At 55.1% G+C, this 23,651-nt stretch carries 35 protein-coding genes; 34 read left to right on the top strand and 1 reads right to left on the bottom strand.

The features are described from left to right. Positions 1-145 precede the first annotated feature (145 nt). From rpsL to bfr, 34 genes are all read left to right on the top strand, one after another. A complete protein-coding gene (gene rpsL, locus ASC74_RS20105; RefSeq protein ID WP_002555494.1) occupies positions 146-517 on the top strand; it encodes a 30S ribosomal protein S12 in 372 nt (123 codons plus the stop codon). A 118-nt stretch (positions 518-635) separates the two neighbouring features. After that, a complete protein-coding gene (gene rpsG / locus ASC74_RS20100) occupies positions 636-1,106 on the top strand; it encodes a 30S ribosomal protein S7 (protein ID WP_002555493.1) in 471 nt (156 codons plus the stop codon). Between the two features lie 30 nt (positions 1,107-1,136). Next, positions 1,137-3,242: an elongation factor G gene (fusA, locus tag ASC74_RS20095; RefSeq protein WP_056743438.1), complete on the top strand. Its 2,106-nt coding sequence runs from the start codon at positions 1,137-1,139 to the stop codon at positions 3,240-3,242. Between the two features lie 31 nt (positions 3,243-3,273). Beyond that, positions 3,274-4,467, top strand: a complete 1,194-nt coding sequence (gene tuf / locus ASC74_RS20090; RefSeq protein WP_046047317.1) for an elongation factor Tu — start codon at positions 3,274-3,276, stop codon at positions 4,465-4,467. Positions 4,468-4,608: 141 nt separating this feature from the next. Then, complete coding sequence (rpsJ, locus tag ASC74_RS20085) at positions 4,609-4,920, top strand: 30S ribosomal protein S10 (protein ID WP_003186070.1); 312 nt, start codon at positions 4,609-4,611, stop codon at positions 4,918-4,920. 80 nt (positions 4,921-5,000) lie between these two features. Continuing rightward, complete coding sequence (gene rplC / locus ASC74_RS20080; protein WP_003186059.1) at positions 5,001-5,636, top strand: 50S ribosomal protein L3; 636 nt, start codon at positions 5,001-5,003, stop codon at positions 5,634-5,636. A 12-nt stretch (positions 5,637-5,648) separates the two neighbouring features. After that, positions 5,649-6,251: a 50S ribosomal protein L4 gene (gene rplD / locus ASC74_RS20075; protein ID WP_046047318.1), complete on the top strand. Its 603-nt coding sequence runs from the start codon at positions 5,649-5,651 to the stop codon at positions 6,249-6,251. Further along, the gene (gene rplW, locus ASC74_RS20070; protein ID WP_002555488.1) at positions 6,248-6,547 is read left to right on the top strand and encodes a 50S ribosomal protein L23; all 300 of its coding nucleotides are present in this window, start codon (positions 6,248-6,250) and stop codon (positions 6,545-6,547) included. The genes rplD and rplW overlap by 4 nt, the downstream gene beginning before the upstream one ends. 14 nt (positions 6,548-6,561) lie before the next feature. Then, positions 6,562-7,386: a 50S ribosomal protein L2 gene (gene rplB / locus ASC74_RS20065; RefSeq protein WP_003176423.1), complete on the top strand. Its 825-nt coding sequence runs from the start codon at positions 6,562-6,564 to the stop codon at positions 7,384-7,386. Between the two features lie 16 nt (positions 7,387-7,402). Next, a complete protein-coding gene (gene rpsS / locus ASC74_RS20060) occupies positions 7,403-7,678 on the top strand; it encodes a 30S ribosomal protein S19 (protein WP_002555486.1) in 276 nt (91 codons plus the stop codon). Positions 7,679-7,689: 11 nt separating this feature from the next. Beyond that, positions 7,690-8,022, top strand: coding sequence for a 50S ribosomal protein L22 (gene rplV, locus ASC74_RS20055; RefSeq protein ID WP_003103908.1), 333 nt, complete (start codon positions 7,690-7,692; stop codon positions 8,020-8,022). A gap of 13 nt (positions 8,023-8,035) precedes the next feature. Further along, on the top strand, positions 8,036-8,722 hold the full coding sequence (gene rpsC / locus ASC74_RS20050) for a 30S ribosomal protein S3 (RefSeq protein ID WP_003176422.1): 687 nt from the start codon (positions 8,036-8,038) through the stop codon (positions 8,720-8,722). Between the two features lie 12 nt (positions 8,723-8,734). Further along, positions 8,735-9,148, top strand: coding sequence for a 50S ribosomal protein L16 (gene rplP / locus ASC74_RS20045; protein ID WP_008145497.1), 414 nt, complete (start codon positions 8,735-8,737; stop codon positions 9,146-9,148). Beyond that, positions 9,148-9,339, top strand: a complete 192-nt coding sequence (gene rpmC, locus ASC74_RS20040) for a 50S ribosomal protein L29 (protein WP_002555481.1) — start codon at positions 9,148-9,150, stop codon at positions 9,337-9,339. Before rplP ends, rpmC begins: the two co-directional genes overlap by 1 nt. Positions 9,340-9,341: 2 nt before the next feature. Continuing rightward, positions 9,342-9,608: a 30S ribosomal protein S17 gene (gene rpsQ, locus ASC74_RS20035; protein WP_003176419.1), complete on the top strand. Its 267-nt coding sequence runs from the start codon at positions 9,342-9,344 to the stop codon at positions 9,606-9,608. Between the two features lie 23 nt (positions 9,609-9,631). Continuing rightward, on the top strand, positions 9,632-10,000 hold the full coding sequence (gene rplN / locus ASC74_RS20030) for a 50S ribosomal protein L14 (RefSeq protein WP_002555479.1): 369 nt from the start codon (positions 9,632-9,634) through the stop codon (positions 9,998-10,000). Positions 10,001-10,011: 11 nt separating this feature from the next. Then, entirely contained in the window at positions 10,012-10,326 is a 315-nt protein-coding gene (rplX, locus tag ASC74_RS20025; protein ID WP_008145498.1) for a 50S ribosomal protein L24, read from the top strand. Between the two features lie 20 nt (positions 10,327-10,346). Further along, the gene (gene rplE, locus ASC74_RS20020; RefSeq protein ID WP_003176415.1) at positions 10,347-10,886 is read left to right on the top strand and encodes a 50S ribosomal protein L5; all 540 of its coding nucleotides are present in this window, start codon (positions 10,347-10,349) and stop codon (positions 10,884-10,886) included. A gap of 13 nt (positions 10,887-10,899) precedes the next feature. Next, positions 10,900-11,205 carry a 30S ribosomal protein S14 gene (rpsN, locus tag ASC74_RS20015; RefSeq protein ID WP_003176414.1) on the top strand — a complete coding sequence of 102 codons (306 nt, stop codon included), beginning with the start codon at positions 10,900-10,902 and terminating at the stop codon, positions 11,203-11,205. A 209-nt stretch (positions 11,206-11,414) separates the two neighbouring features. Then, positions 11,415-11,807 carry a 30S ribosomal protein S8 gene (gene rpsH, locus ASC74_RS20010; protein ID WP_003186040.1) on the top strand — a complete coding sequence of 131 codons (393 nt, stop codon included), beginning with the start codon at positions 11,415-11,417 and terminating at the stop codon, positions 11,805-11,807. 12 nt (positions 11,808-11,819) lie between these two features. Next, positions 11,820-12,353 carry a 50S ribosomal protein L6 gene (gene rplF, locus ASC74_RS20005; RefSeq protein ID WP_003176412.1) on the top strand — a complete coding sequence of 178 codons (534 nt, stop codon included), beginning with the start codon at positions 11,820-11,822 and terminating at the stop codon, positions 12,351-12,353. Positions 12,354-12,363: 10 nt separating this feature from the next. Next, positions 12,364-12,714 carry a 50S ribosomal protein L18 gene (rplR, locus tag ASC74_RS20000; protein ID WP_003186037.1) on the top strand — a complete coding sequence of 117 codons (351 nt, stop codon included), beginning with the start codon at positions 12,364-12,366 and terminating at the stop codon, positions 12,712-12,714. Between the two features lie 3 nt (positions 12,715-12,717). Next, positions 12,718-13,218: a 30S ribosomal protein S5 gene (gene rpsE / locus ASC74_RS19995; RefSeq protein ID WP_007943782.1), complete on the top strand. Its 501-nt coding sequence runs from the start codon at positions 12,718-12,720 to the stop codon at positions 13,216-13,218. Between the two features lie 2 nt (positions 13,219-13,220). Further along, positions 13,221-13,397: a 50S ribosomal protein L30 gene (gene rpmD, locus ASC74_RS19990; protein ID WP_003186033.1), complete on the top strand. Its 177-nt coding sequence runs from the start codon at positions 13,221-13,223 to the stop codon at positions 13,395-13,397. A 3-nt stretch (positions 13,398-13,400) separates the two neighbouring features. After that, complete coding sequence (gene rplO, locus ASC74_RS19985) at positions 13,401-13,838, top strand: 50S ribosomal protein L15 (RefSeq protein ID WP_007896782.1); 438 nt, start codon at positions 13,401-13,403, stop codon at positions 13,836-13,838. Then, positions 13,839-15,167 (top strand): preprotein translocase subunit SecY, encoded by a 1,329-nt coding sequence (secY, locus tag ASC74_RS19980; protein ID WP_003228718.1) that lies wholly within the window; start codon positions 13,839-13,841, stop codon positions 15,165-15,167. It begins immediately after the preceding gene. Positions 15,168-15,194: 27 nt separating this feature from the next. Next, positions 15,195-15,311 carry a 50S ribosomal protein L36 gene (gene rpmJ, locus ASC74_RS19975; RefSeq protein WP_002555468.1) on the top strand — a complete coding sequence of 39 codons (117 nt, stop codon included), beginning with the start codon at positions 15,195-15,197 and terminating at the stop codon, positions 15,309-15,311. Between the two features lie 130 nt (positions 15,312-15,441). After that, the gene (gene rpsM / locus ASC74_RS19970; RefSeq protein ID WP_003186020.1) at positions 15,442-15,798 is read left to right on the top strand and encodes a 30S ribosomal protein S13; all 357 of its coding nucleotides are present in this window, start codon (positions 15,442-15,444) and stop codon (positions 15,796-15,798) included. 30 nt (positions 15,799-15,828) lie between these two features. Continuing rightward, on the top strand, positions 15,829-16,218 hold the full coding sequence (gene rpsK, locus ASC74_RS19965; protein WP_002555466.1) for a 30S ribosomal protein S11: 390 nt from the start codon (positions 15,829-15,831) through the stop codon (positions 16,216-16,218). Between the two features lie 18 nt (positions 16,219-16,236). Next, entirely contained in the window at positions 16,237-16,857 is a 621-nt protein-coding gene (rpsD, locus tag ASC74_RS19960; RefSeq protein ID WP_003210056.1) for a 30S ribosomal protein S4, read from the top strand. A gap of 22 nt (positions 16,858-16,879) precedes the next feature. Beyond that, the gene (locus ASC74_RS19955; protein WP_003186012.1) at positions 16,880-17,881 is read left to right on the top strand and encodes a DNA-directed RNA polymerase subunit alpha; all 1,002 of its coding nucleotides are present in this window, start codon (positions 16,880-16,882) and stop codon (positions 17,879-17,881) included. A gap of 42 nt (positions 17,882-17,923) precedes the next feature. Continuing rightward, positions 17,924-18,310, top strand: a complete 387-nt coding sequence (gene rplQ, locus ASC74_RS19950) for a 50S ribosomal protein L17 (protein ID WP_008145500.1) — start codon at positions 17,924-17,926, stop codon at positions 18,308-18,310. A gap of 209 nt (positions 18,311-18,519) precedes the next feature. After that, positions 18,520-19,974, top strand: a complete 1,455-nt coding sequence (locus ASC74_RS19945) for a catalase (RefSeq protein WP_056743436.1) — start codon at positions 18,520-18,522, stop codon at positions 19,972-19,974. A 149-nt stretch (positions 19,975-20,123) separates the two neighbouring features. Continuing rightward, complete coding sequence (gene bfr, locus ASC74_RS19940) at positions 20,124-20,588, top strand: bacterioferritin (RefSeq protein ID WP_056743433.1); 465 nt, start codon at positions 20,124-20,126, stop codon at positions 20,586-20,588. A 65-nt stretch (positions 20,589-20,653) separates the two neighbouring features. Here bfr and uvrA read toward each other — a convergent pair whose 3' ends face one another. After that, entirely contained in the window at positions 20,654-23,488 is a 2,835-nt protein-coding gene (gene uvrA / locus ASC74_RS19935; RefSeq protein WP_056743432.1) for an excinuclease ABC subunit UvrA, read from the bottom strand. Positions 23,489-23,651: the final 163 nt, after the last annotated feature.

Raw genomic sequence — 23,651 nt, 5'->3', positions numbered from 1 at the left:
TGAGTGAGGAGGTCGGGGCCTTGCCTTGACTGGGGGCAAGATCCTCTTTAGACTCTTGTACCCCTAAATTTGGCGGGAATTCGTTCCTGCCATTTTGCTTTTCTTGCAAGACAATAGCGTCGCAAGACAACAGTGGAGCTAGTAGATGGCAACTATCAACCAGCTGGTACGTCAGCCGCGTAAGCGTATCGTCGAGAAATCCGACGTGCCTGCGCTGCAGAACTGCCCGCAACGTCGTGGCGTATGCACCCGTGTGTATACCACCACGCCGAAAAAACCTAACTCGGCACTGCGTAAAGTATGCCGTGTGCGTCTGACCAACGGTTTCGAGGTTTCCTCGTACATCGGCGGTGAAGGCCACAACCTGCAAGAGCACAGCGTGGTACTGATCCGCGGCGGTCGTGTAAAAGACTTGCCAGGTGTTCGTTACCACACCGTACGCGGTTCTTTGGATACTTCCGGCGTTAAAGGTCGTAACCAGGGTCGCTCGAAGTACGGTACCAAGAAGCCTAAGTAGTAGTGGCTTTTTGTAAAAACTGATTTTCTATTTTTCTGAGTCGATAAGAGTAAGGTCGGAGGCGTCCCGAAAGGGCACCGATTCCGAGCGAACCTGAAGACCGTTTGAGGGCTTATCCATGCCAAGAAGACGCGTAGCAGCCAAGCGCGAAGTGCTTGACGATCCAAAATACGGAAGCCAAATCCTGGCCAAGTTCATGAACCACGTTATGGAAAGCGGCAAGAAAGCCGTTGCCGAGCGTATCGTTTATGGCGCGCTGGAGAAGGTTAAAGAACGCAAGAACAGCGACCCCCTGGAAATCTTCGAGAAAGCTCTCGACGCCATCGCTCCGCTGGTCGAAGTAAAGTCGCGCCGTGTAGGCGGTGCTACTTACCAGGTTCCGGTTGAAGTTCGTCCGTCCCGTCGTAACGCCCTGGCAATGCGCTGGTTGGTAGACTTCGCCCGTAAGCGCGGCGAGAAGTCTATGGCTCTGCGTTTGGCTGGCGAACTGTTGGACGCTGCCGAAGGTAAAGGTGCTGCAGTTAAGAAGCGTGAAGACGTGCACCGTATGGCTGAAGCCAACAAGGCTTTCTCGCACTACCGCTTCTAATTTTAGCGTCACTAATTTTGCGAGGGCTTTATGGCTCGTACTACACCGATTAATCGCTACCGTAACATTGGTATCGTTGCTCACGTGGATGCTGGTAAAACCACCACCACCGAGCGCGTCCTTTTTTACACTGGCAAAAGTCACAAGATGGGCGAGGTGCATGACGGCGCCGCGACCACAGACTGGATGGTGCAGGAGCAGGAGCGTGGTATTACCATTACTTCTGCTGCTATTACCGCCTTCTGGCAGGGTTCCGAGAAGCAGCACAAGGACCAATACCGCTTTAACGTTATTGATACCCCGGGCCACGTTGACTTCACTATTGAAGTTGAACGTTCCCTGCGTGTACTCGATGGCGCGGTCGTTGTGTTCTGCGGCACCTCGGGCGTTGAGCCTCAGTCGGAAACCGTATGGCGTCAAGCCAACAAATACGGCGTTCCACGTCTTGTTTACGTAAACAAGATGGACCGTGCTGGTGCGAACTTCCTGCGCGTGATCGGTCAGATCAAGCAGCGTCTGGGTCACACCCCGGTGCCAATCCAGTTGGCTATCGGTTCCGAAGACAACTTCCAGGGTCAGATCGATCTGATGGCTATGGAAGCTGTTTACTGGAATGACGCTGACAAAGGCATGGTTCCAGTTCGCAAGCCTATCCCTGCTGAACTGCAGGAACTGGCTGACGAATGGCGCGGCAACATGGTTGAAGCTGCGGCTGAAGCCAGCGAAGAGCTGATGAACAAGTACCTCGAAGGTGAAGAACTCACCAATGAGGAAATCAAGGCTGCTCTGCGTCAGCGTACTATCGCTGGTGAGATCGTCTTGGCTGTTTGCGGTTCTTCCTTCAAGAACAAGGGTGTTCCCCTGGTTCTCGACGCCGTTATCGACTACCTGCCTGCTCCAAGCGACATTCCTGCCATCAAGGGTACTGACCCTGATGACGAGACCCAGGAAATGGAGCGTCACGCAGACGACAGCGAGCCGTTCTCGGCTCTGGCGTTCAAGATCGCTACCGACCCATTCGTGGGTACCTTGACCTTTGTTCGAGTTTACTCGGGCGTGTTGGCTTCCGGCGACGGCGTGATCAACTCGGTTAAAGGCAAGAAAGAGCGTGTGGGTCGTATGGTGCAAATGCACGCAAACGCCCGTGAAGAAATCAAGGAAGTACGCGCTGGTGACATCGCGGCCTTGATCGGCATGAAGGACGTCACCACTGGTGAAACTTTGTGCAACGCTGACAAGCCAATCATCCTGGTTCGCATGGACTTCCCGGAGCCGGTTATTTCGGTTGCCGTAGAGCCTAAGACCAAGGACGACCAGGAAAAAATGGGTATCGCTCTGGGCAAGCTTGCTCAGGAAGATCCATCTTTCCGCGTCAAGACTGATGAAGAGACTGGTCAAACGATCATCTCCGGCATGGGCGAGTTGCACCTGGACATCCTGGTTGACCGGATGCGCCGTGAGTTCAACGTCGAAGCCAACATCGGTAAGCCTCAAGTTTCGTACCGTGAGCGCATCACGAAGAGCTGCGAAATTGAAGGCAAGTTCGTTCGCCAATCCGGCGGTCGTGGCCAGTTCGGTCACTGCTGGATTCGTTTTGCTCCTGCTGACGAAGGTCAGGAAGGTCTGCAATTCCTGAACGAAGTAGTGGGTGGTGTGGTTCCTAAGGAATACATCCCGGCTATCCAGAAGGGTATCGAAGAGCAGATGAAGAACGGCGTTGTTGCCGGCTATCCGCTGATCGGCCTGAAGGCTACCGTGTTTGATGGTTCCTACCACGACGTCGACTCCAACGAGATGGCGTTTAAGGTGGCTGCTTCCATGGCGACCAAGCAACTGGCCCAGAAGGGCGGTGGTGAGTTGCTTGAGCCGATCATGGCGGTAGAGGTTGTTACGCCTGAAGACTATATGGGTGACGTGATGGGCGACCTTAACCGTCGTCGCGGCATGATCCTGGGTATGGAAGACACGGTTTCCGGCAAAGTGATTCGCGCCGAGGTTCCGCTGGGTGAGATGTTCGGTTACGCAACCGACGTTCGTTCCATGTCCCAAGGTCGCGCAAGCTACTCTATGGAATTCAAAAAATACAATACAGCTCCGTCGCATATCGTCGAAACTGTTACCAAAAAACAAGGCTGATTCAGCCCCTTTAGGCTAGGAGTTAATTGTCGTGGCTAAAGAAAAATTTGACCGTACCCTCCCGCACGTCAACGTTGGCACCATCGGTCACGTCGACCACGGTAAAACCACGCTGACCGCTGCTCTGACTCGCGTCTGCTCCGAAATCTTCGGTTCGGCCGTTGTTGCTTTCGACAAAATCGACAGCGCTCCGGAAGAAAAGGCTCGTGGTATCACCATCAACACCGCACACGTTGAATACAACTCGCTGATCCGTCACTACGCTCACGTTGACTGCCCAGGTCACGCTGACTATGTGAAGAACATGATCACCGGTGCTGCTCAAATGGACGGCGCTATCCTGGTTTGCTCGGCCGCTGATGGTCCGATGCCGCAAACCCGTGAGCACATCCTGCTGTCCCGTCAGGTTGGCGTTCCGTACATCGTTGTCTTCCTGAACAAGGCTGACATGGTTGACGACGCTGAGCTGCTGGAACTGGTTGAGATGGAAGTGCGCGATCTGCTGAGCACTTACGACTTCCCAGGTGACGACACTCCGATCATCATCGGTTCGGCTCTGATGGCTCTGAACGGCCAAGACGACAACGAAATGGGTACCACCGCTGTTAAGCGCCTGGTAGAAACTCTGGACAGCTACATTCCGGATCCAGTTCGTGTTATCGACAAGCCGTTCCTGATGCCAATCGAAGACGTATTCTCGATCTCCGGTCGCGGTACTGTTGTAACTGGCCGTATCGAGCGCGGTATCGTCAAGGTTCAGGATCCACTGGAAATCGTTGGTCTGCGTGACACTACCGTCACCACCTGCACCGGTGTTGAAATGTTCCGTAAGCTGCTCGACGAAGGTCGTGCTGGCGAGAACTGCGGCGTGCTGCTGCGCGGCACCAAGCGTGACGACGTTGAGCGTGGCCAGGTTCTGGTCAAGCCAGGTTCGGTTAAGCCGCACACTACCTTCGAAGCTGAAGTGTACGTGTTGAGCAAAGAAGAAGGCGGTCGCCACACTCCGTTCTTCAAAGGCTACCGTCCACAGTTCTACTTCCGGACCACTGACGTGACCGGTAACTGCGAACTGCCGGAAGGCGTTGAAATGGTAATGCCAGGCGACAACATCAAAATGGTTGTCACCCTGATCAAAACCATCGCAATGGAAGATGGTCTGCGTTTCGCTATTCGTGAAGGCGGTCGTACCGTCGGCGCTGGCGTCGTAGCCAAAATCATCGCTTAATAAGTGATGACTTGAAAAAGCCCCCGCCTAGCGGGGGCTTTTTTATTGGGTTGACACTGTAGTAGCCCGTCTATAGAATTGCGCCTCCTTTTAACGGGCGTATTGCGCTCGCTGGGAATAGCAGCCGGAGTCTGAAATCCAATGCAAAATCAGCAAATCCGTATCAGGTTGAAGGCTTTTGACCATCGCCTGATCGACCAATCCACCCAGGAAATCGTGGAAACCGCGAAACGTACTGGTGCTCAAGTGCGTGGTCCAATTCCACTGCCTACCCGTAAAGAGCGGTTCACCGTTCTGGTCTCCCCGCACGTCAACAAAGACGCGCGTGACCAGTATGAGATCCGTACTCATAAGCGCGTTCTGGACATCGTCCAGCCAACGGATAAAACCGTTGATGCTCTTATGAAGCTTGATCTTGCGGCCGGTGTGGAAGTGCAGATCAGCCTCGGCTAAGACTCGGTCTTAGTCGTGTAACGCTCTGAAATGGGCGGCCATAGCGGGTGAAAGCCCCGTACACTCATGAGGTTTACAACATGACTATTGGTGTAGTCGGTCGTAAATGCGGTATGACCCGTATTTTCACCGAAGAAGGTGTCTCCATTCCGGTCACGGTCATTGAGATCGAACCGAATCGCGTCACCCAGTTCAAAACTGAAGAGACCGATGGCTATCGTGCAGTGCAAGTCACTGTAGGCGAGCGTCGTGCTTCGCGTGTTACAGCTGCTCAAGCTGGCCACTTCGCTAAAGCGAACGTTGCCGCTGGTCGTACCGTAATGGAATTCCGTCTTGAAGAAGGCGAGTACCAGGCCGGCGATCTGATCAACGCTGAAATCTTCGCCGCTGGTCAACTGGTTGATGTAACCGGTCAGTCCAAAGGTAAAGGCTTCCAGGGTACGATCAAGCGTTGGAATTTCCGCGGGCAAGATAATACCCACGGTAACTCCGTATCCCACCGCGTTCCAGGCTCTATCGGCCAGTGCCAGACTCCTGGTCGTGTATTCAAGGGCAAAAAAATGTCCGGTCATATGGGCGCTGAGCGCGTGACCGTGCAGTCCCTCGAAGTAGTGCGCGTGGACGCTGAACGCAATCTGTTGTTGGTCAAGGGCGCTGTTCCTGGCGCTACTGGCGGCAACTTGGTTGTACGTCCAGCAGCCAAGGCTCGCGGTTAAGGGGAAGCTGACATGCAATTAAATGTAAATGACGCTCAAGCGATCGAAGTTTCCGAACTGACGTTTGGCGGCGAGTTCAACGAGACGCTGGTTCACCAAGCAGTCGTGGCCTACATGGCCGGCGGCCGTCAAGGTACCAAGCAGCAAAAGACCCGTTCCGACGTTCGTGGTGGCGGTAAGCGCCCATGGCGTCAGAAAGGTACTGGCCGTGCTCGTGCTGGTACTATCCGTAGCCCAATCTGGCGTGGCGGCGGTACCACTTTCGCAGCTCGTCCTCAGGATCACTCCCAGAAGCTGAACAAGAAGATGTATCGCGCAGCAATGCGTTCCATCCTTGCTGAGCTGGTGCGTACTGATCGTCTGGTTGTGGTTCAGGACTTCGCTGTTGATGCACCGAAGACCAAAGATCTGCTGAACAAACTGACCGGCATGGGCCTGACTGACGTCTTGATCGTGTCTGAAGTAGTTGATCAGAACCTGTACCTGGCTGCTCGTAACCTGCCACACGTTGATGTACGTGACGTGCAAGGTTCCGATCCAGTTAGTCTGATCGCATACGACAAGGTGTTGATCACCGTGTCGGCCGTGAAGAAATTCGAGGAGCTGCTGGGATGAACCAGGAACGCGTATTTAAAGTTCTGCTTGGCCCGCACGTTTCCGAGAAGGCTACGGTTCTGGCTGACAAGAAAGGCCAGTTCGTTTTCAAGGTTGCAACTGACGCAACCAAGCTGGAAATCAAGAAGGCCGTCGAAAGCCTGTTCAGCGTGAAAGTAGAGCGTGTTACTACCCTGAATGTTCTGGGTAAGAGCAAGCGCACTGCTCGCGGTCTGGGCAAGCGTAATGACTGGAAGAAGGCAGTTATCTCCCTTCAGCCAGGCCAAGATCTCGATTTCAGCAGCAGTGCTGAGTAAGGAAGGGGTGCATCATGGCAATCGTTAAATGCAAACCGACTTCCCCTGGCCGCCGTTTTGTGGTCAAGGTGGTCAACCAGGAGCTGCATAAAGGCGCTCCTCACGCACCGCTGCTCGAGAAAAAATCGAAGACTGGTGGTCGTAACAACAATGGTCGTATTACCACTCGTCACATCGGTGGTGGCCATAAGCAGCATTATCGTCTGGTCGATTTCCGTCGCAACGACAAAGATGGCATCTCTGCCACTGTCGAGCGTATTGAATACGATCCAAACCGTACTGCTCACATCGCTCTGCTGCTGTACGCAGATGGCGAGCGTCGCTACATCATCGCCCCTAAAGGCGTGAGTGCTGGCGACCAGCTGATCGCAGGTGCTCTGGCACCGATCAAGCCGGGCAACGCTCTGCAACTGCGTAACATTCCAGTTGGTAGCACCGTACACGGCATCGAATTGAAGCCAGGTAAAGGCGCGCAAATCGCTCGTTCCGCTGGTGCTTCGGCTCAGCTGATCGCTCGTGAAGGTGTCTACGTGACCCTGCGTCTGCGTTCTGGTGAGATGCGTAAAGTGCTGGCTGAATGCCGCGCGACCCTGGGTGAAGTCTCGAACTCCGAGCACAGCCTGCGTTCGCTGGGTAAAGCTGGTGCCAAACGCTGGCGTGGCGTTCGCCCAACCGTTCGTGGTGTTGCCATGAACCCGGTTGACCACCCACATGGTGGTGGTGAAGGTCGTACCTCTGGTGGTCGTCATCCGGTATCGCCATGGGGCTTCCCGACTAAGGGCGCGAAGACTCGTGGTAATAAGCGTACCGACAAAATGATCGTCCGTCGTCGCAAGTAAATAGAGGGATACGACAGTGCCACGTTCTCTGAAAAAAGGTCCTTTTATCGATCTTCACCTACTGAAGAAGATCGAAGTGGCGGCGGAAAAGAATGATCGCAAACCGGTGAAAACCTGGTCGCGTCGTTCGATGATCCTGCCACAAATGGTCGGTTTGACCATCGCAGTACACAACGGTCGTCAACACGTCCCAGTTCTCGTTAACGAAGACATGGTCGGCCACAAACTGGGCGAGTTCGCCGGTACCCGCACTTATCGTGGGCACGTGGCAGACAAGAAAGCCAAGCGTTAAGGGGTTAGGAAATGGAAGTAGCCGCTAAGTTGTCGGGCGCTCGAATCTCCGCCCAGAAAGCCCGCTTGGTCGCCGACCAGATCCGCGGGAAGAAGGTGGGCGAAGCGCTCAACTTGTTGGCTTTCAGCAGTAAGAAAGCCGCCGAGATCATGAAGAAAGTGCTGGAGTCGGCCGTAGCCAACGCCGAGCATAACGAAGGCGCAGACGTTGATGACCTTAAAGTCAGCACCGTTTTCGTCAACGAAGGGCGTTCGCTGAAGCGCATCATGCCACGTGCCAAAGGCCGTGCTGATCGCATCGTCAAGCGGTCTTGCCATATCACTGTCAAGGTTGCTGACAAGTAACGGAGTCGAAGAGATGGGTCAGAAAGTACATCCCATTGGCATTCGCCTGGGAATCGTCAAGGAGCACACCTCCGTCTGGTACGCAGACGGTCGGACTTATGCGGACTATTTGTTCGCTGATCTGAAGGTGCGCGAGTATCTCCAAGACAAACTAAAAAGCGCGTCCGTAAGCCGTATCGATATCCATCGTCCGGCTCAGACTGCACGTATCACCATCCACACCGCTCGTCCAGGTATCGTTATCGGGAAGAAAGGTGAAGATGTTGAGAAACTGCGTCAGGACCTGACCAAGCAAATGGGTGTGCCTGTGCACATCAATATCGAAGAGATCCGCAAGCCGGAACTCGACGGTATGCTGGTTGCGCAGAGCGTAGCTCAGCAGCTGGAGCGTCGCGTAATGTTCCGTCGCGCTATGAAGCGCGCTGTTCAGAACGCCATGCGCATTGGTGCCAAAGGCATCAAAATCCAAGTGAGCGGTCGTCTCGGCGGTGCTGAAATCGCACGTACTGAATGGTATCGCGAAGGTCGTGTGCCACTGCACACCCTGCGTGCCGACATCGACTATGCCAACTACGAAGCTCACACCACTTACGGTGTGATCGGTGTAAAGGTTTGGATCTTCAAAGGCGAAGTAATTGGTGGTCGCCAAGAAGAACTGAAACCACAAGCACCAGCGCCTCGTAAAAAAGCTGCTAAGTAAGGGGTACGCCAAATGTTGCAACCAAAGCGTACGAAGTTCCGCAAGCAGATGACAGGCCACAACCGTGGTCTGGCACAGCGCGGTAGCAAAGTCAGCTTCGGCGAGTTCGCGCTGAAGTCTGTAGCTCGTGGTCGTCTCACCGCTCGTCAGATCGAGTCAGCGCGTCGTGCTCTGACCCGTCACGTTAAACGTGGCGGCAAGATCTGGATCCGTGTATTCCCGGACAAGCCTATTTCCAAAAAGCCACTCGAAGTTCGGATGGGTAAAGGTAAGGGTAGTGTGGAGTACTGGGTTGCCCAGATTCAGCCAGGCAAAGTCCTGTATGAAATCGAGGGTGTTACTGAAGAGCTGGCGCGTGAGGCTTTTGCCCTGGCTGCTGCAAAGCTGCCGCTCGCCACCGCCTTTGTTAAACGGACGGTGATGTGATGAAAGCGAATGAACTTCGTGAAAAATCCGCACAGCAGCTGAACGAGCAACTGCTCGGCCTGCTGCGCGACCAGTTCAATCTGCGTATGCAGAAAGCAACTGGCCAGTTGGGGCAGTCTCATCTGCTCTCGCAAGTTAAACGTGACATCGCTCGCGTGAAGACTGTGCTTAACCAGCAGGCAGGTAAGTAATCATGGCTGAAGCCGAAAAAACTGTCCGTACGCTGACTGGCCGTGTTGTCAGCGACAAGATGGACAAAACCATCACCGTTCTGATCGAGCGTCGCGTTAAGCACCCGATCTACGGTAAATACGTTAAGCGTTCGACTAAGCTGCACGCGCACGACGAAACCAATCAGTGCCACATCGGCGACAAAGTCACTATTCGTGAAACTCGTCCTTTGGCCAAGACCAAGTCTTGGGCGCTGGTTGATGTTCTCGAACGCGCTGTGGAAGTCTAAGGACTAGGGGTCGGAGAAATTATATGATTCAGACTCAATCCATGCTCGATGTGGCCGATAACAGCGGCGCTCGCCGTGTTATGTGCATCAAGGTGCTGGGTGGCTCCCATCGTCGTTACGCTGGTATCGGTGACATCATCAAAGTTACCGTGAAGGAAGCAATTCCTCGCGGTAAAGTGAAAAAAGGCCAAGTGATGACTGCTGTTGTAGTCCGCACTCGTCACGGCGTACGTCGTGCTGATGGCTCCATTATCCGCTTTGATGGCAACGCTGCTGTTCTTCTGAACAACAAGCAAGAGCCGATCGGCACCCGTATCTTTGGGCCAGTGACCCGTGAACTTCGTACTGAGAAGTTCATGAAGATCGTCTCGCTCGCCCCAGAAGTGCTGTAAGGAGATCCGACATGCAAAAGATTCGTCGTGACGACGAGATCATCGTGATCGCCGGCAAAGACAAAGGTAAGCGCGGTAAGGTGCTTAAGGTTCTCGCTAATAACCGTCTGGTTATTGGTGGTCTGAACCTGGTTAAGCGTCATACCAAGCCTAACCCGGCGTCGGGCGTACAAGGCGGTATCGTCGAAAAAGAAGCTCCACTGGACGCTTCTAACGTCGCCATTTTCAACGGCGAAACCAACAAGGCTGACCGCGTTGGTTTCAAAGTAGAAGACGGCAAGAAAATTCGTGTCTTCAAGTCGACCCAAAAAGCGGTTGATGCTTGAACACTGCTAGGTAGAAGACCATGGCACGACTAAAAGAGATTTACTGGAAGGAAATCGCACCGAAGCTTAAGGAAGAACTTAAGCTTTCGAACGTGATGGAAGTTCCACGCGTTACAAAAATCACCCTGAACATGGGTCTGGGCGAAGCGGTCGGTGACAAAAAAGTCATCGAGCACGCTGTTGCCGACCTGGAAAAGATCACCGGCCAGAAAGTCGTTGTGACCTACGCTCGGAAATCCATCGCTGGCTTTAAAGTCCGTGAAGGTTGGCCGATCGGCGTCAAAGTGACCCTGCGCCGTGAGCGTATGTACGAATTCCTGGATCGTCTGCTGTCGATCTCCCTGCCTCGGGTCCGCGACTTCCGCGGCCTGAATGCCAAGTCCTTCGATGGTCGTGGTAACTACAGCATGGGCGTTAAAGAGCAGATCATCTTCCCGGAAATCGACTACGACAAGATCGATGCTCTCCGCGGTCTGGACATTACCCTGACCACCACTGCCAAGAACGATGATGAAGGTCGCGCGCTGCTGCGTGCTTTCAAATTCCCGTTCCGCAACTGATTGGAGTAGGAAAATGGCCAAGATGAGCATGAAAAACCGCGAGCTGAAGCGTCAGCTCACGGTTGCCAAGTACGCCAAAAAGCGTGCAGCACTGAAAGCTATCATCGTAGATCTGAACGCAAGTCCAGAAGCGCGTTGGGAAGCTACAGTAGCTCTGCAGAAGCAGCCACGTGACGCAAGCGCCTCGCGCATGCGTAACCGCTGCCGCCTGACCGGTCGTCCACACGGCGTTTACCGCAAGTTCGGCCTCGGCCGTAACAAACTGCGTGAAGCTGCAATGCGTGGTGACGTACCTGGTCTGGTTAAAGCCAGCTGGTAAGCACTATCAAAGTCTCGGTGGTCCGGATCGCAAGATCCTGACCATCGGTGACCTTGAACTTGAATCAAGCCCCTTTTGGGGCTTGATTCATTTGTGGGGTGTGTCTAGAATACCCGGCTCGCCTGAGCCCGTGCTTTTTCCGCATGGATGAGCTCGGCGATAAGTAGTAGCCGCAAGGCTAATTTTTTTGTATTAGGAGCGTCTAGCCCATGAGTATGCAGGACCCGTTAGCGGACATGCTAACTCGAATCCGTAATGCCCAGATGGCTGAAAAGTCCGTCGTAAGCATGCCATCTTCTACTTTGAAGGTAGCTGTTGCCAAAGTCCTGAAGGACGAAGGTTACATTGCGGGTTATCAGATCAGCAGCGAAATCAAACCACTGCTGTCCATCGAGCTGAAGTACTTCGAAGGCCGTCCGGTCATCGAGGAAGTGAAGCGCGTTAGCCGTCCAGGCCTGCGTCAGTACAAGTCCGTCGATGATCTGCCAAAAGTTCGTGGCGGTCTCGGTGTGTCTATCGTCTCCACCAACAAAGGTGTGATGACGGATCGTGCTGCGCGCGCTGCCGGTGTCGGCGGCGAAGTTCTTTGCACTGTGTTCTAAGGGGGGATAAGCATGTCACGCGTCGCTAAGAACCCCGTTAAGCTGCCAGCCGGTGTCGAAGTCAAATTCGCAGGCCAACAGCTTTCGGTGAAGGGTGCCAAGGGCACTCTCGAACTGAACATCCATTCGTCCGTTGAGATCGTTGAAGAAGCTGGTGAGCTGCGTTTCGCTGCTCGCAATGGCGATCAACAAACTCGCGCAATGGCTGGTACCACTCGTGCGTTGGTAAACAACATGGTCCAAGGCGTAAGCCAAGGCTTCGAGCGCAAGCTCCAGCTGGTCGGTGTTGGTTACAAAGCGCAAGCAAAAGGCACAGTGCTGAACCTGGCTCTTGGCTTCTCGCACCCAGTGGATTATGAACTGCCGGAAGGCATCACCGCTGAGACTCCTAGCCAGACCGATATCCTGATCAAGGGCATCGATAAGCAGCTGGTAGGTCAAGTGGCCGCCGAGATCCGCGACTTCCGTCCACCAGAGCCGTACAAAGGCAAAGGTGTGCGCTACGCGGACGAAGTCGTCCGTCGTAAAGAAGCCAAGAAGAAGTAGGGCATAGCAAATGACCGACAAAAAAGTTACTCGACTGCGCCGCGCTCGCAAAGCACGCCTGAAAATGCACGAACTCGAAGTCGTGCGTCTCTGCGTGTTCCGCTCGTCGCAGCACATCTACGCCCAGGTCATTTCGGCCGACGGCAACAAAGTCCTGGCATCTGCCTCGACTTTGGATAAAGAACTGCGTGATGGCGCCACTGGCAACATCGACGCGGCCACTAAGGTTGGCCAGCTGGTCGCTACGCGTGCTAAAGCCGCTGGCGTCTCGCAGGTGGCTTTCGACCGCTCTGGCTTCAAGTATCACGGCCGCGTCAAGGCGCTGGCTGATGCTGCTCGTGAAGCTGGGCTGGAGTTCTAAGTTATGTCAAATAACGACCAAAAGCGCGACGAAGGCTACATCGAGAAGCTGGTTCAAGTTAACCGCGTAGCCAAAACCGTTAAAGGCGGCCGTATCTTCACTTTCACCGCGTTGACCGTGGTGGGTGATGGTAAAGGGCGTGTTGGCTTCGGCCGTGGCAAGTCGCGTGAAGTGCCTGCTGCGATCCAGAAGGCAATGGAAGCTGCTCGCCGCAACATGATCCAAGTTGACCTGAACGGCACCACTCTGCAGTACGCAATGAAGTCCGGTCACGGCGCTTCGAAGGTGTACATGCAGCCTGCTTCTGAAGGTACCGGTATCATCGCTGGCGGCGCTATGCGTGCTGTCCTCGAAGTTGCTGGCGTTCAGAACGTTCTGGCCAAGTGCTACGGCTCGACTAACCCGGTAAACGTGGTTCACGCCACTTTCAAAGGTTTGAAAGCTATGCAGTCTCCTGAATCCATTGCCGCCAAGCGTGGCAAAAGCGTCAAGGAGATCTTCTGATCATGGCTACCGTTAAAGTTACGCTGATCAAAAGCATGACCGGCCGCATCCCTAACCACAAACTGTGCGTTAAGGGTCTGGGTCTGCGTCGCATCGGTCACACTGTAGAAGTACTTGATACTCCCGAGAATCGCGGGATGATCAACAAGGCTTACTACATGCTGCGTGTCGAGGGTTAATCGATGAAACTCAATGATCTGAGTCCAGCGCCGGGTTCCCGTCGCGAAAAGCATCGTCCGGGCCGTGGTATCGGTAGTGGTTTGGGCAAGACCGGTGGCCGTGGCCACAAAGGTCAGTCCTCCCGCTCCGGTGGCACCATTGCTCCAGGCTTTGAAGGCGGTCAACAGCCGCTGCATCGTCGCCTGCCGAAATTCGGTTTCGTTTCCCTGAAAGCCATGGATCGCGCAGAAGTGCGTTTGTCCGAGCTGGCTAAAGTGGAAGGCGACATCGTCACCGTGCAGTCCCTGAAAGATGCCAACGTGATCAACGTCAACGTTCAGCGTGTGAAAATCATGCTGTCCGGCGAAGTTACTCGCGCTGTCACCATCGGAAAGGGAATCGGCGCCACCAAAGGTGCGCGTGCGGCTATCGAAGCAGCTGGCGGCAAGTTCGAGGAATAAATGGCTAAGCAAGGTGCTCTCTCTGCGCTCGGCAAAGGCGGTATGTCTGAACTCTGGGCTCGTCTGCGTTTTCTGTTCCTGGCGATTATCGTCTACCGAATAGGCGCACACATCCCGGTTCCAGGTATCAACCCGGACCGACTCGCGGACCTGTTTCGACAGAATGAGGGGACCATTCTTAGCTTGTTCAACATGTTTTCCGGCGGCGCGCTGGAGCGGATGAGCATCTTTGCACTGGGGATCATGCCGTACATTTCGGCATCGATCATCATGCAACTGATGACCGCCGTTAGCCCGCAGCTGGAACAGTTGAAGAAGGAAGGTGAAGCTGGCCGTCGCAAGATCAGCCAGTACACCCGCTACGGCACTGTCGTTCTCGCTCTCGTTCAGGCAATTGGCATGTCCATTGGTCTGGCAGGGCAGGGCGTTGCGTTCACTGGTGACTTTGGCTTCCATTTCGTCGCGGTATCCACTTTTGTGGCTGGTGCGATGTTCATGATGTGGCTGGGTGAGCAGATTACTGAGCGTGGTGTTGGCAACGGTATCTCGATGTTGATTTTTTCGGGTATCGTCGCCGGTCTTCCGAGAGCGATCGGGCAGTCTTTCGAGTCTGCGCGTCAGGGTGATATCAACATCTTCGCCCTGGTTGCCATCGGTTTGCTGGCAGTAGCGATTATCGGTTTCGTGGTGTTCATTGAGCGTGGTCAGCGTCGTATTGCTGTTCACTACGCCAAGCGTCAGCAGGGCCGCAAGGTCTTCGCTGCGCAGACTAGCCACTTGCCGCTGAAGGTGAACATGGCCGGTGTTATTCCGGCCATTTTCGCGAGCAGCATTTTGCTGTTCCCGGCTTCGTTGGGTGCCTGGTTCGGCCAGTCTGAAGGTATGGGCTGGTTGCAGGACATCTCGCAGTCGATCGCTCCTGGTCAGCCGTTGAATATTCTGCTGTTTAGTGCAGGGATTATTTTCTTCTGCTTCTTCTATACGGCGTTGATGTTCAATCCGAAAGACGTAGCGGAAAACCTGAAGAAGTCCGGTGCCTTTATTCCGGGCATCCGTCCAGGTGAGCAGTCTGCGCGCTACATTGATGGCGTTCTGACTCGCTTGACCATGTTCGGTGCTCTTTACATGACGGCCGTGTGCCTGTTGCCCCAGTTTCTGGTGGTTGCAGCAAACGTACCGTTCTACCTTGGCGGGACCTCGTTGCTGATCGTCGTCGTGGTTGTGATGGACTTCATGTCCCAAGTACAATCGCACCTCGTTTCGCACCAGTACGAATCCCTGATGAAGAAAGCCAACCTGAAGGGTTACGGCAGCGGCATGTTGCGCTGAGTACCCATAAGGTTCGAGGAGTTGGTGATGAAAGTTCGTGCATCGGTGAAAAAGCTGTGCCGTAACTGCAAGATTATTCGCCGCGAAGGTGTTGTTCGAGTAATTTGCAGCGCGGAACCGCGTCACAAACAGCGCCAAGGCTGAGTGTGATTGTGCTTCAAGCCCGGCAGCTAGTGCGCTGCCGGGTTGATTATTTGTTATTACAGCGATATTATCTCGCGCCCTATTTCTTGGCTTCCGGGGCGTAGGTAGCTGTCAATTGGAGTCCCACTGAATGGCCCGTATTGCAGGCGTTAACATTCCAGATAACAAGCATACTGTTATCTCGCTGACCTACATCTATGGTGTTGGTCGCACTACTGCACAGAAGATCTGTGCAGTGACTGGGGTAAACCCAGCCGCAAAGATCAAAGATCTGAGCGACGAGCAGATTGAACAGCTGCGTGGCGAAGTGGCGAAGTTCACCACTGAAGGTGACCTGCGTCGCGAAATCAACATGAAAATCAAGCGTTTGATGGACCTCGGTTGCTATCGCGGTCTGCGTCATCGTCGTGGTCTTCCAGTGCGCGGTCAGCGTACCAAGACTAACGCGCGTACCCGTAAAGGTCCGCGTAAGCCGATCCGCAAGTAATCGCCCCAGCGAATCGACAGGAAATTAATCATGGCTAAACCTGCTGCTCGTCCTCGTAAAAAAGTTAAAAAGACAGTGGTTGATGGCATCGCCCACATCCATGCATCTTTTAACAACACAATCGTGACCATCACCGACCGTCAAGGCAACGCTCTTTCCTGGGCTACCTCCGGTGGTTCGGGTTTCCGCGGTTCCCGCAAGTCCACCCCGTTTGCTGCTCAAGTAGCTGCTGAACGTGCTGGTCAAGCTGCGCTGGAATATGGCCTGAAAAACCTCGACGTTAACGTCAAAGGTCCAGGTCCAGGTCGTGAATCTGCAGTCCGCGCTTTGAACGGCTGTGGCTACAAGATCGCCAGCATCACCGACGTGACGCCAATCCCGCACAACGGGTGCCGTCCGCCGAAGAAGCGCCGCGTGTAATCCAGGAGATTGTAAAGAATGGCTCGTTACATTGGTCCAAAATGCAAACTCGCTCGTCGCGAAGGCACCGATCTCTTCTTGAAGAGCGGCGTGCGCGCGATCGAATCGAAGTGCAACATTGAAGCAGCACCTGGTATCCACGGCCAACGCCGCGGTCGCCAGTCCGATTACGGCACCCAACTGCGTGAAAAGCAGAAGGTCCGTCGTATCTACGGCGTTCTCGAGCGTCAATTCAGCGGCTACTACAAAGAAGCTGCTGGCAAGAAAGGTGCAACTGGCGAAAACCTGTTGCAACTGCTCGAATGCCGTCTGGACAACGTTGTATACCGTATGGGTTTTGGCTCTACTCGTGCCGAATCCCGTCAGCTGGTATCGCACAAATCCGTAAGCGTTAACGGTCAGACCGTAAACGTGCCGTCGTACCAGGTTCGTGCTGGTGACGTGGTCGCGATTCGCGAGAAAGCAAAGAACCAACTTCGCATTGTCCAAGCTCTCGATCTGTGTGCCCAACGTGGCCGCGTAGAATGGGTAGAAGTAGACACTGAGAAGAAGTCGGGCGTTTTCAAGAACGTTCCTGCTCGCAGTGATCTGTCCGCCGACATCAACGAAAGCCTGATTGTCGAGCTCTACTCCAAGTAAGGGCTAGAAAATAGGTGCATCCATGCAGATTTCGGTAAATGAGTTCCTGACACCCCGCCATATTGATGTGCAGGTTGTCAGTCCAACCCGCGCCAAGATCACTCTCGAGCCTCTCGAGCGTGGTTTCGGCCACACCCTGGGCAACGCGCTGCGCCGCATCCTGTTGTCCTCAATGCCCGGCTGCGCAGTAGTCGAGGCCGAGATTGACGGTGTGCTCCATGAGTACAGCGCCATCGAAGGTGTACAGGAAGACGTAATTGAAATCCTGTTGAACCTTAAAGGTCTGGCTATCAAGCTGCACGGCCGTGACGAAGTTACGCTGACCTTGTCGAAGAAGGGTTCGGGGGTGGTTACCGCTGCCGATATTCAGCTGGATCATGATGTCGAGATCGTTAATCCCGATCACGTAATCGCTAACCTGGCGTCTAACGGCGCCCTGAACATGAAGCTCACCGTAGCTCGTGGTCGTGGTTATGAACCGGCAGACTCGCGTCAGAGCGATGAAGACGAAAGCCGCAGCATCGGTCGCTTGCAGCTTGACTCTTCGTTCAGCCCGGTTCGCCGTATCGCATACGTGGTGGAAAACGCCCGTGTCGAGCAGCGTACTAACCTGGACAAGCTGGTTATTGATCTGGAAACCAACGGTACTCTGGATCCTGAAGAGGCAATTCGCCGCGCTGCAACCATTCTGCAACAGCAGTTGGCTGCGTTCGTCGACCTCAAAGGTGACAGTGAGCCAGTGGTTGTTGAGCAGGAAGACGAGATCGATCCGATCCTGCTTCGCCCGGTTGACGATCTGGAACTGACTGTACGTTCGGCTAACTGCCTTAAGGCGGAAAACATCTACTACATCGGTGACCTGATTCAGCGTACCGAAGTAGAGCTGTTGAAGACTCCGAACCTTGGCAAGAAATCCTTGACTGAAATCAAGGACGTTCTGGCCTCCCGCGGTCTGTCCCTCGGCATGCGCCTCGACAACTGGCCGCCTGCAAGTCTTAAGAAGGACGACAAGGCGACTGCCTGATCGTCGTAATCACCGAACGTTGTGTTTGGTAAGGAATGAACCATGCGTCATCGTAAAAGTGGTCGTCACCTGAGCCGCACTAGCTCGCACCGCAAGGCCATGTTTCAAAACATGGCAGTGTCGCTGTTCGAGCACGAGCTGATCAAAACTACACTGCCGAAAGCTAAAGAACTGCGTCGCGTTGCTGAGCCGCTGATCACTTTGGCCAAGACAGACAGCCTGGCTAACCGCCGTCTGGCTTTCGACCGTACTCGTTCGAAAGCTATCGTTGGTAAGCTCTTCAACGACCTGGGCAAGCGTTACGCTACCCGTGAGGGTGGCTACCTGCGCATCCTCAAGTGCGGTTTCCGCACTGGCGACAACGCGCCTATGGCGTACGTCGAGTTGGTTGATCGTCCTGCCGGTGGTGAAGCTGTATCCGCTGAGTAAGACGTCAGTCTGAAACGAAGAACCGGGCCTAGTGCCCGGTTTTTTGTGCGCGCTCGAAAAGTATCGAAATGCCTAAGCGATAAAGCTTCATTAGTATTTATCTATCGATTCTCACAATTTAATGAATTTGATGGTGTCATGTTGATGGTCAATACTCCCTCTCAGCCGATTAGCCGGCAGTAGGAAAGACTGACAGAGGAAGACATCGCATGAGCCAAAATAAAACACTTACCACCGCCAGTGGCGCTCCTGTCGCTGATAACCAGAATTCCCGTTCCGCCGGCCCTCGTGGCCCGCTGCTGCTCGACGACTTTCACCTGATCGAGAAGCTTGCCCACTTCAACCGTGAAAACATCCCTGAGCGCCGTGTACACGCCAAAGGTTCGGGTGCTTACGGTACGTTCACCGTAACTCGGGACATCACCGAGTACACAAGCGCCAAACTGTTTGAGTCTGTCGGCAAGCAAACCCCAACCTTCCTGCGGTTTTCCACCGTTGGCGGTGAGCGTGGTTCGGCCGACACCGAGCGCGATCCACGTGGTTTCGCCCTGAAGTTCTACACCGAAGAAGGCAACTGGGACATCGTCGGCAACAACACGCCAGTGTTCTTCATCCGCGATCCTTTGAAATTCCCGGACTTTATTCACACCCAGAAACGTCTGCCACAAAGCAATCTGAAAAGCGCGCAAATGATGTGGGACTTCTGGTCGCACTCACCTGAGGCGTTGCATCAGGTCACTATTCTGTTCTCGGACCGCGGCATCCCCGATGGCTACCGTCACATGCACGGCTTCGGCAGCCACACCTACAGCCTGATCAACGCCAATGGCGAACGTCACTGGGTGAAGTGGCACTACAAGACCAAGCAAGGGATTAAAAACCTGGCGCCAGCAGAAGCAGCACGCCTGGCTGGTACCGATCCGGATTATGCGCAGCGTGATCTGTTCGGCGCGATCGAGCGCGGTGATTTTCCGAAATGGCGCGTGTGCATCCAAATCATGACTGAGGCTCAGGCCGCAGCGCACTACGAGAACCCGTTTGACGTGACCAAAACCTGGTCGCAGAAAGAGTTTCCGCTGATCGAAGTGGGCGAATTGGAGCTTAACCGCAACCCGCAGAACTATTTTGCTGAAGTCGAGCAAGCGGCGTTCGGTCCGAGCAACATGGTCCCAGGTGTCGGTTTGTCGCCTGACCGCATGCTGCAGGGTCGAGTGTTCGCTTACGCCGATGCTCACCGCTACCGTATTGGCACCAACCACCAGCAACTGCCGGTGAACGCGCCTCGCAGCCCGGTGAACAGCTATCAGCGTGATGGTTCAATGGCGTTTGGCAGCAATGGCGGAGCGACACCTAACTATGAGCCGAACAGCTACGTCGAATCACCGAAGCAAGCACCTCGTTATGCAGAGCCGCCATTGGCGCTAAGTGGTTCGGCTGATCGCTACGATCACCGCGAGGATACCGACTACTACAGCCACTCCGGTGCGTTGTTCCGTTTGATGAGCGATGAGCAGAAAGCGCTGTTGGTCGGCAACATTGCCGGCGCAATGACCGGAGTTTCCAGCGATGTAGTTGACCGCCAATTGCAGCATTTCTACAAAGCCGATCCGGCGTACGGAGAAGCAATCGCAAAGCTGCTCAACGTACAGCTTAACGAAGTCTAAACGAGAAGCAGAACCGCCCTCATTTGGGCGGTTTTCGCGTTATTTAAACCACTTTTCTCAGAATATCTTCGCTTTTATCGCGCAAGCAGAGTGACCAAACAGTCTGCTTGGTTCAAACTACAGACTTTCAAGCAGGGAGATGTAGGGCGATGCAAGGCCACCCAGACGTAATCGATTACCTCAACACGTTGCTGACCGGCGAACTGGCGGCGCGTGATCAATATTTCATCCATTCGCGGATGTACGAGGACTGGGGTTTCACCGAGCTCTACGAACGTATCAACCACGAGATGGAAGAAGAGGCCGGGCACGCTGATGCCCTGATGCGCCGAATTCTGATGCTCGAAGGTACGCCGCGCATGCGTCCGGACGACCTTGATGTCGGCACTACCGTGCCGGACATGCTCGCCGCTGACCTGCGGCTGGAATACAAAGTCCGCGCCGCGCTCTGCAAGGGCATAAAGCTCTGCGAACAGCACAAGGACTACGTCAGCCGCGAGATGCTGCGGGTTCAATTGCATGACACCGAAGAAGATCACACCTACTGGCTCGAGAAGCAGCTGGGTCTGATCAAGTTGATCGGTCTGGAGAATTACCTGCAATCGCAGTTCTGATTCCACCGGCTACAAAAAAGCCCCTGTCACCGATGAGGTGACAGGGGCTTTTTCATGGGCCTGACTCAGGCTTTGTCGCGAGCCAGCAGCGGCTTGAGGTAGAAGCCCGTGTGCGATTGCTTCATCTCGGACACTTCTTCCGGCGTACCGACGGCAATGATCTGGCCGCCCTTGGAACCGCCTTCCGGCCCCAAGTCCACCAGCCAGTCGGCCGTCTTGATAACGTCCAGGTTGTGCTCGATCACCACCACAGTGTTGCCGTGGTCGCGCAATCGATGCAAAACGTCGAGCAGCTGCTGAATATCAGCGAAGTGCAGGCCGGTCGTCGGCTCATCGAGGATGTACAGCGTCTTGCCGGTGTCGCGCTTGGACAGTTCGCGGGACAGCTTCACCCGCTGGGCTTCACCACCCGACAGCGTGGTCGCTGACTGCCCGAGCTTGATGTACGACAGGCCGACATCCATCAGCGTCTGAAGCTTGCGCGCCAGGGCCGGAACCGCGTCGAAGAACACCCGCGCTTCCTCGATCGTCATCTCGAGGGTTTCGTGGATGCTCTTGCCCTTGTACTTGATCTCCAGGGTTTCGCGGTTGTAGCGCTTGCTCTTGCAGACGTCGCACGGGACATAGATGTCCGGCAGGAAGTGCATTTCCACCTTGATCAGGCCATCACCCTGACACGCTTCGCAACGTCCGCCCTTCACGTTGAAGGAGAAGCGTCCAGGACCATAACCGCGGGAGCGGGACTCCGGCACACCGGCGAACAGTTCGCGAATCGGTGTGAACAACCCGGTGTAGGTCGCCGGGTTGGAGCGTGGCGTTCGACCGATCGGGCTCTGGTCGATGTCGACAACCTTATCCAGATGCTCCAGACCTTTGATGCTGTCGTGAGCGGCCGCTTCGAGCGTCGTCGCACCGTTCAATGCCGTAGCGCTAAGCGGGAACAAGGTGTTGTTGATCAGCGTCGACTTGCCCGAGCCGGACACGCCGGTTACACAGGTCAGCAGACCGATCGGAATGTCCAGATCGACATTGCGCAAGTTGTTGCCACGGGCGCCCTTGAGGGACAGCGACAACTTCTTGTTACGCGGCGTGCGTTTGGCCGGGACTGCAATCTTTACCCGACCCGACAAGTACTTGCCGGTCAACGAGTCTGGATGAGCCATGACTTCGGCCGGCGTACCTTCGGCGACAATGTGTCCCCCGTGTATACCTGCGCCCGGACCGATATCCACCACGTAGTCGGCCAGGCGAATCGCATCTTCGTCGTGCTCAACCACAATCACCGTATTACCGATATCCCGCAGGTGCTTGAGCGTACCGAGCAGCCGATCGTTGTCTCGCTGGTGCAAACCAATCGATGGTTCGTCGAGAATGTACAGAACGCCCACCAGTCCGGCGCCGATCTGGCTGGCCAGACGGATACGCTGCGCTTCACCACCGGACAACGTGTCCGCACTGCGATCCAGCGACAAATAGTCCAGGCCAACGTTGACCAGGAACTGCAGTCGCTCGCGAATTTCCTTGAGAATCTTGTCAGCAATTTCGCCACGGCGGCCAGTGAGTTTCAGCACGCCGAAATATTCACAGGCATCGCCAATCGGCAGATTGGTCACCGCCGGCAGCGTCTTCTCGCCCACCCACACATGCCGCGCCTCACGACGCAGGCGAGTACCACGGCAATCCGGGCAAGGCTGGGTGCTGAGGAACTTGGCCAGCTCTTCACGCACCGAGGCGGACTCGGTTTCACGGTAGCGACGGTCCAGATTCGGCACGATGCCTTCGAACGGGTGCGAGCGTTTGACGATGTCCCCGCGGTCGTTCAGGTATTTGAAGTCGACGTTTTGCGACCCGCTGCCGTGCAGGATGAACTTCTGCTGATCGGCCGTCAGTTCGTTGAATGGCACTTCCAGGCTGAACTTGTAGTGTGAAGCCAGCGAGCCGAGCATCTGGAAGTAATAGACGTTGCGCCGGTCCCAGCCACGAATCGCGCCCTCGGCCAGCGTCAGTTCACCATTGACCAATCGCTTGATGTCGAAGAACTGCTTTACACCCAGGCCATCACACGTCGGGCAAGCGCCGGCCGGATTGTTGAAGGAGAACAGCTTGGGTTCCAGCTCGCTGATGGCATGGCCGCAGATCGGGCAGGCGAAGCGCGCGGAGAAGATGATTTCTTCGCCGGGCTCGTCGTCCATCGGCGCGACCAGGGCGATGCCGTCTGCCAGCTTCAGCGCGGTCTCGAACGACTCGGCCAGGCGCTGCTGCAGGTCGGCGCGCACCTTGAAGCGGTCGACCACCACATCGATCGAGTGCTTCTTCTGCTTGTCCAGCTTCGGCAATTCGTCCAGCTCGCAGAGCCGGCCGTTGACCCGGGCCCGCACAAAGCCTTGGGCGCGCAGTTCTTCGAAGACGGAAAGGTGTTCGCCTTTACGCTCGCGGATCACCGGGGCCAGCAGCATAAGCTTGCTGCCCTCCGGTTGGGCGAGGACCAGGTCGACCATCTGGCTGACGGTCTGGGCTTCCAGCGGAATGTCGTGATCCGGGCAACGCGGAATACCCACGCGAGCGTAAAGCAGGCGCAGATAGTCGTAGATTTCGGTGATGGTGCCGACCGTCGAACGCGGGTTGTGCGAGGTCGATTTCTGCTCGATGGAAATAGCTGGCGACAAACCTTCGATGGTGTCGACGTCAGGCTTTTCCATCATCGACAAAAATTGCCGAGCGTAGGCCGACAGCGATTCGACGTAGCGGCGCTGGCCTTCGGCGTACAGTGTGTCGAATGCCAGGGATGATTTTCCCGAGCCGGACAGGCCGGTGATGACAATCAGTTTGTCCCTGGGCAGGGTCAGGTCGATGTTCTTCAGGTTGTGGGTTCGGGCCCCACGAATCAGGATCTTGTCCAAAGTGGCCTCGCTCGGCGGGCGTCGAAAACGTAGGAGTATACGGCCAAATACTGGATGGATGCACACTATCAAATGAGCGGGTTACAGCCTTACATGAAGAGTCTGTCAGCAGAGCGCGTCAAAGCGTCGCGATATACCCCGTCAATCGATGGGACTGGTAGAA

The sequence above is a fragment of the Pseudomonas sp. Root329 genome (genome assembly GCF_001424925.1).
GTDB lineage: Bacteria > Pseudomonadota > Gammaproteobacteria > Pseudomonadales > Pseudomonadaceae > Aquipseudomonas > Aquipseudomonas arabinosi.
Note: the sequence above shows the minus strand (reverse complement) of the source record. Positions and strands in the feature narration are given on the sequence as shown.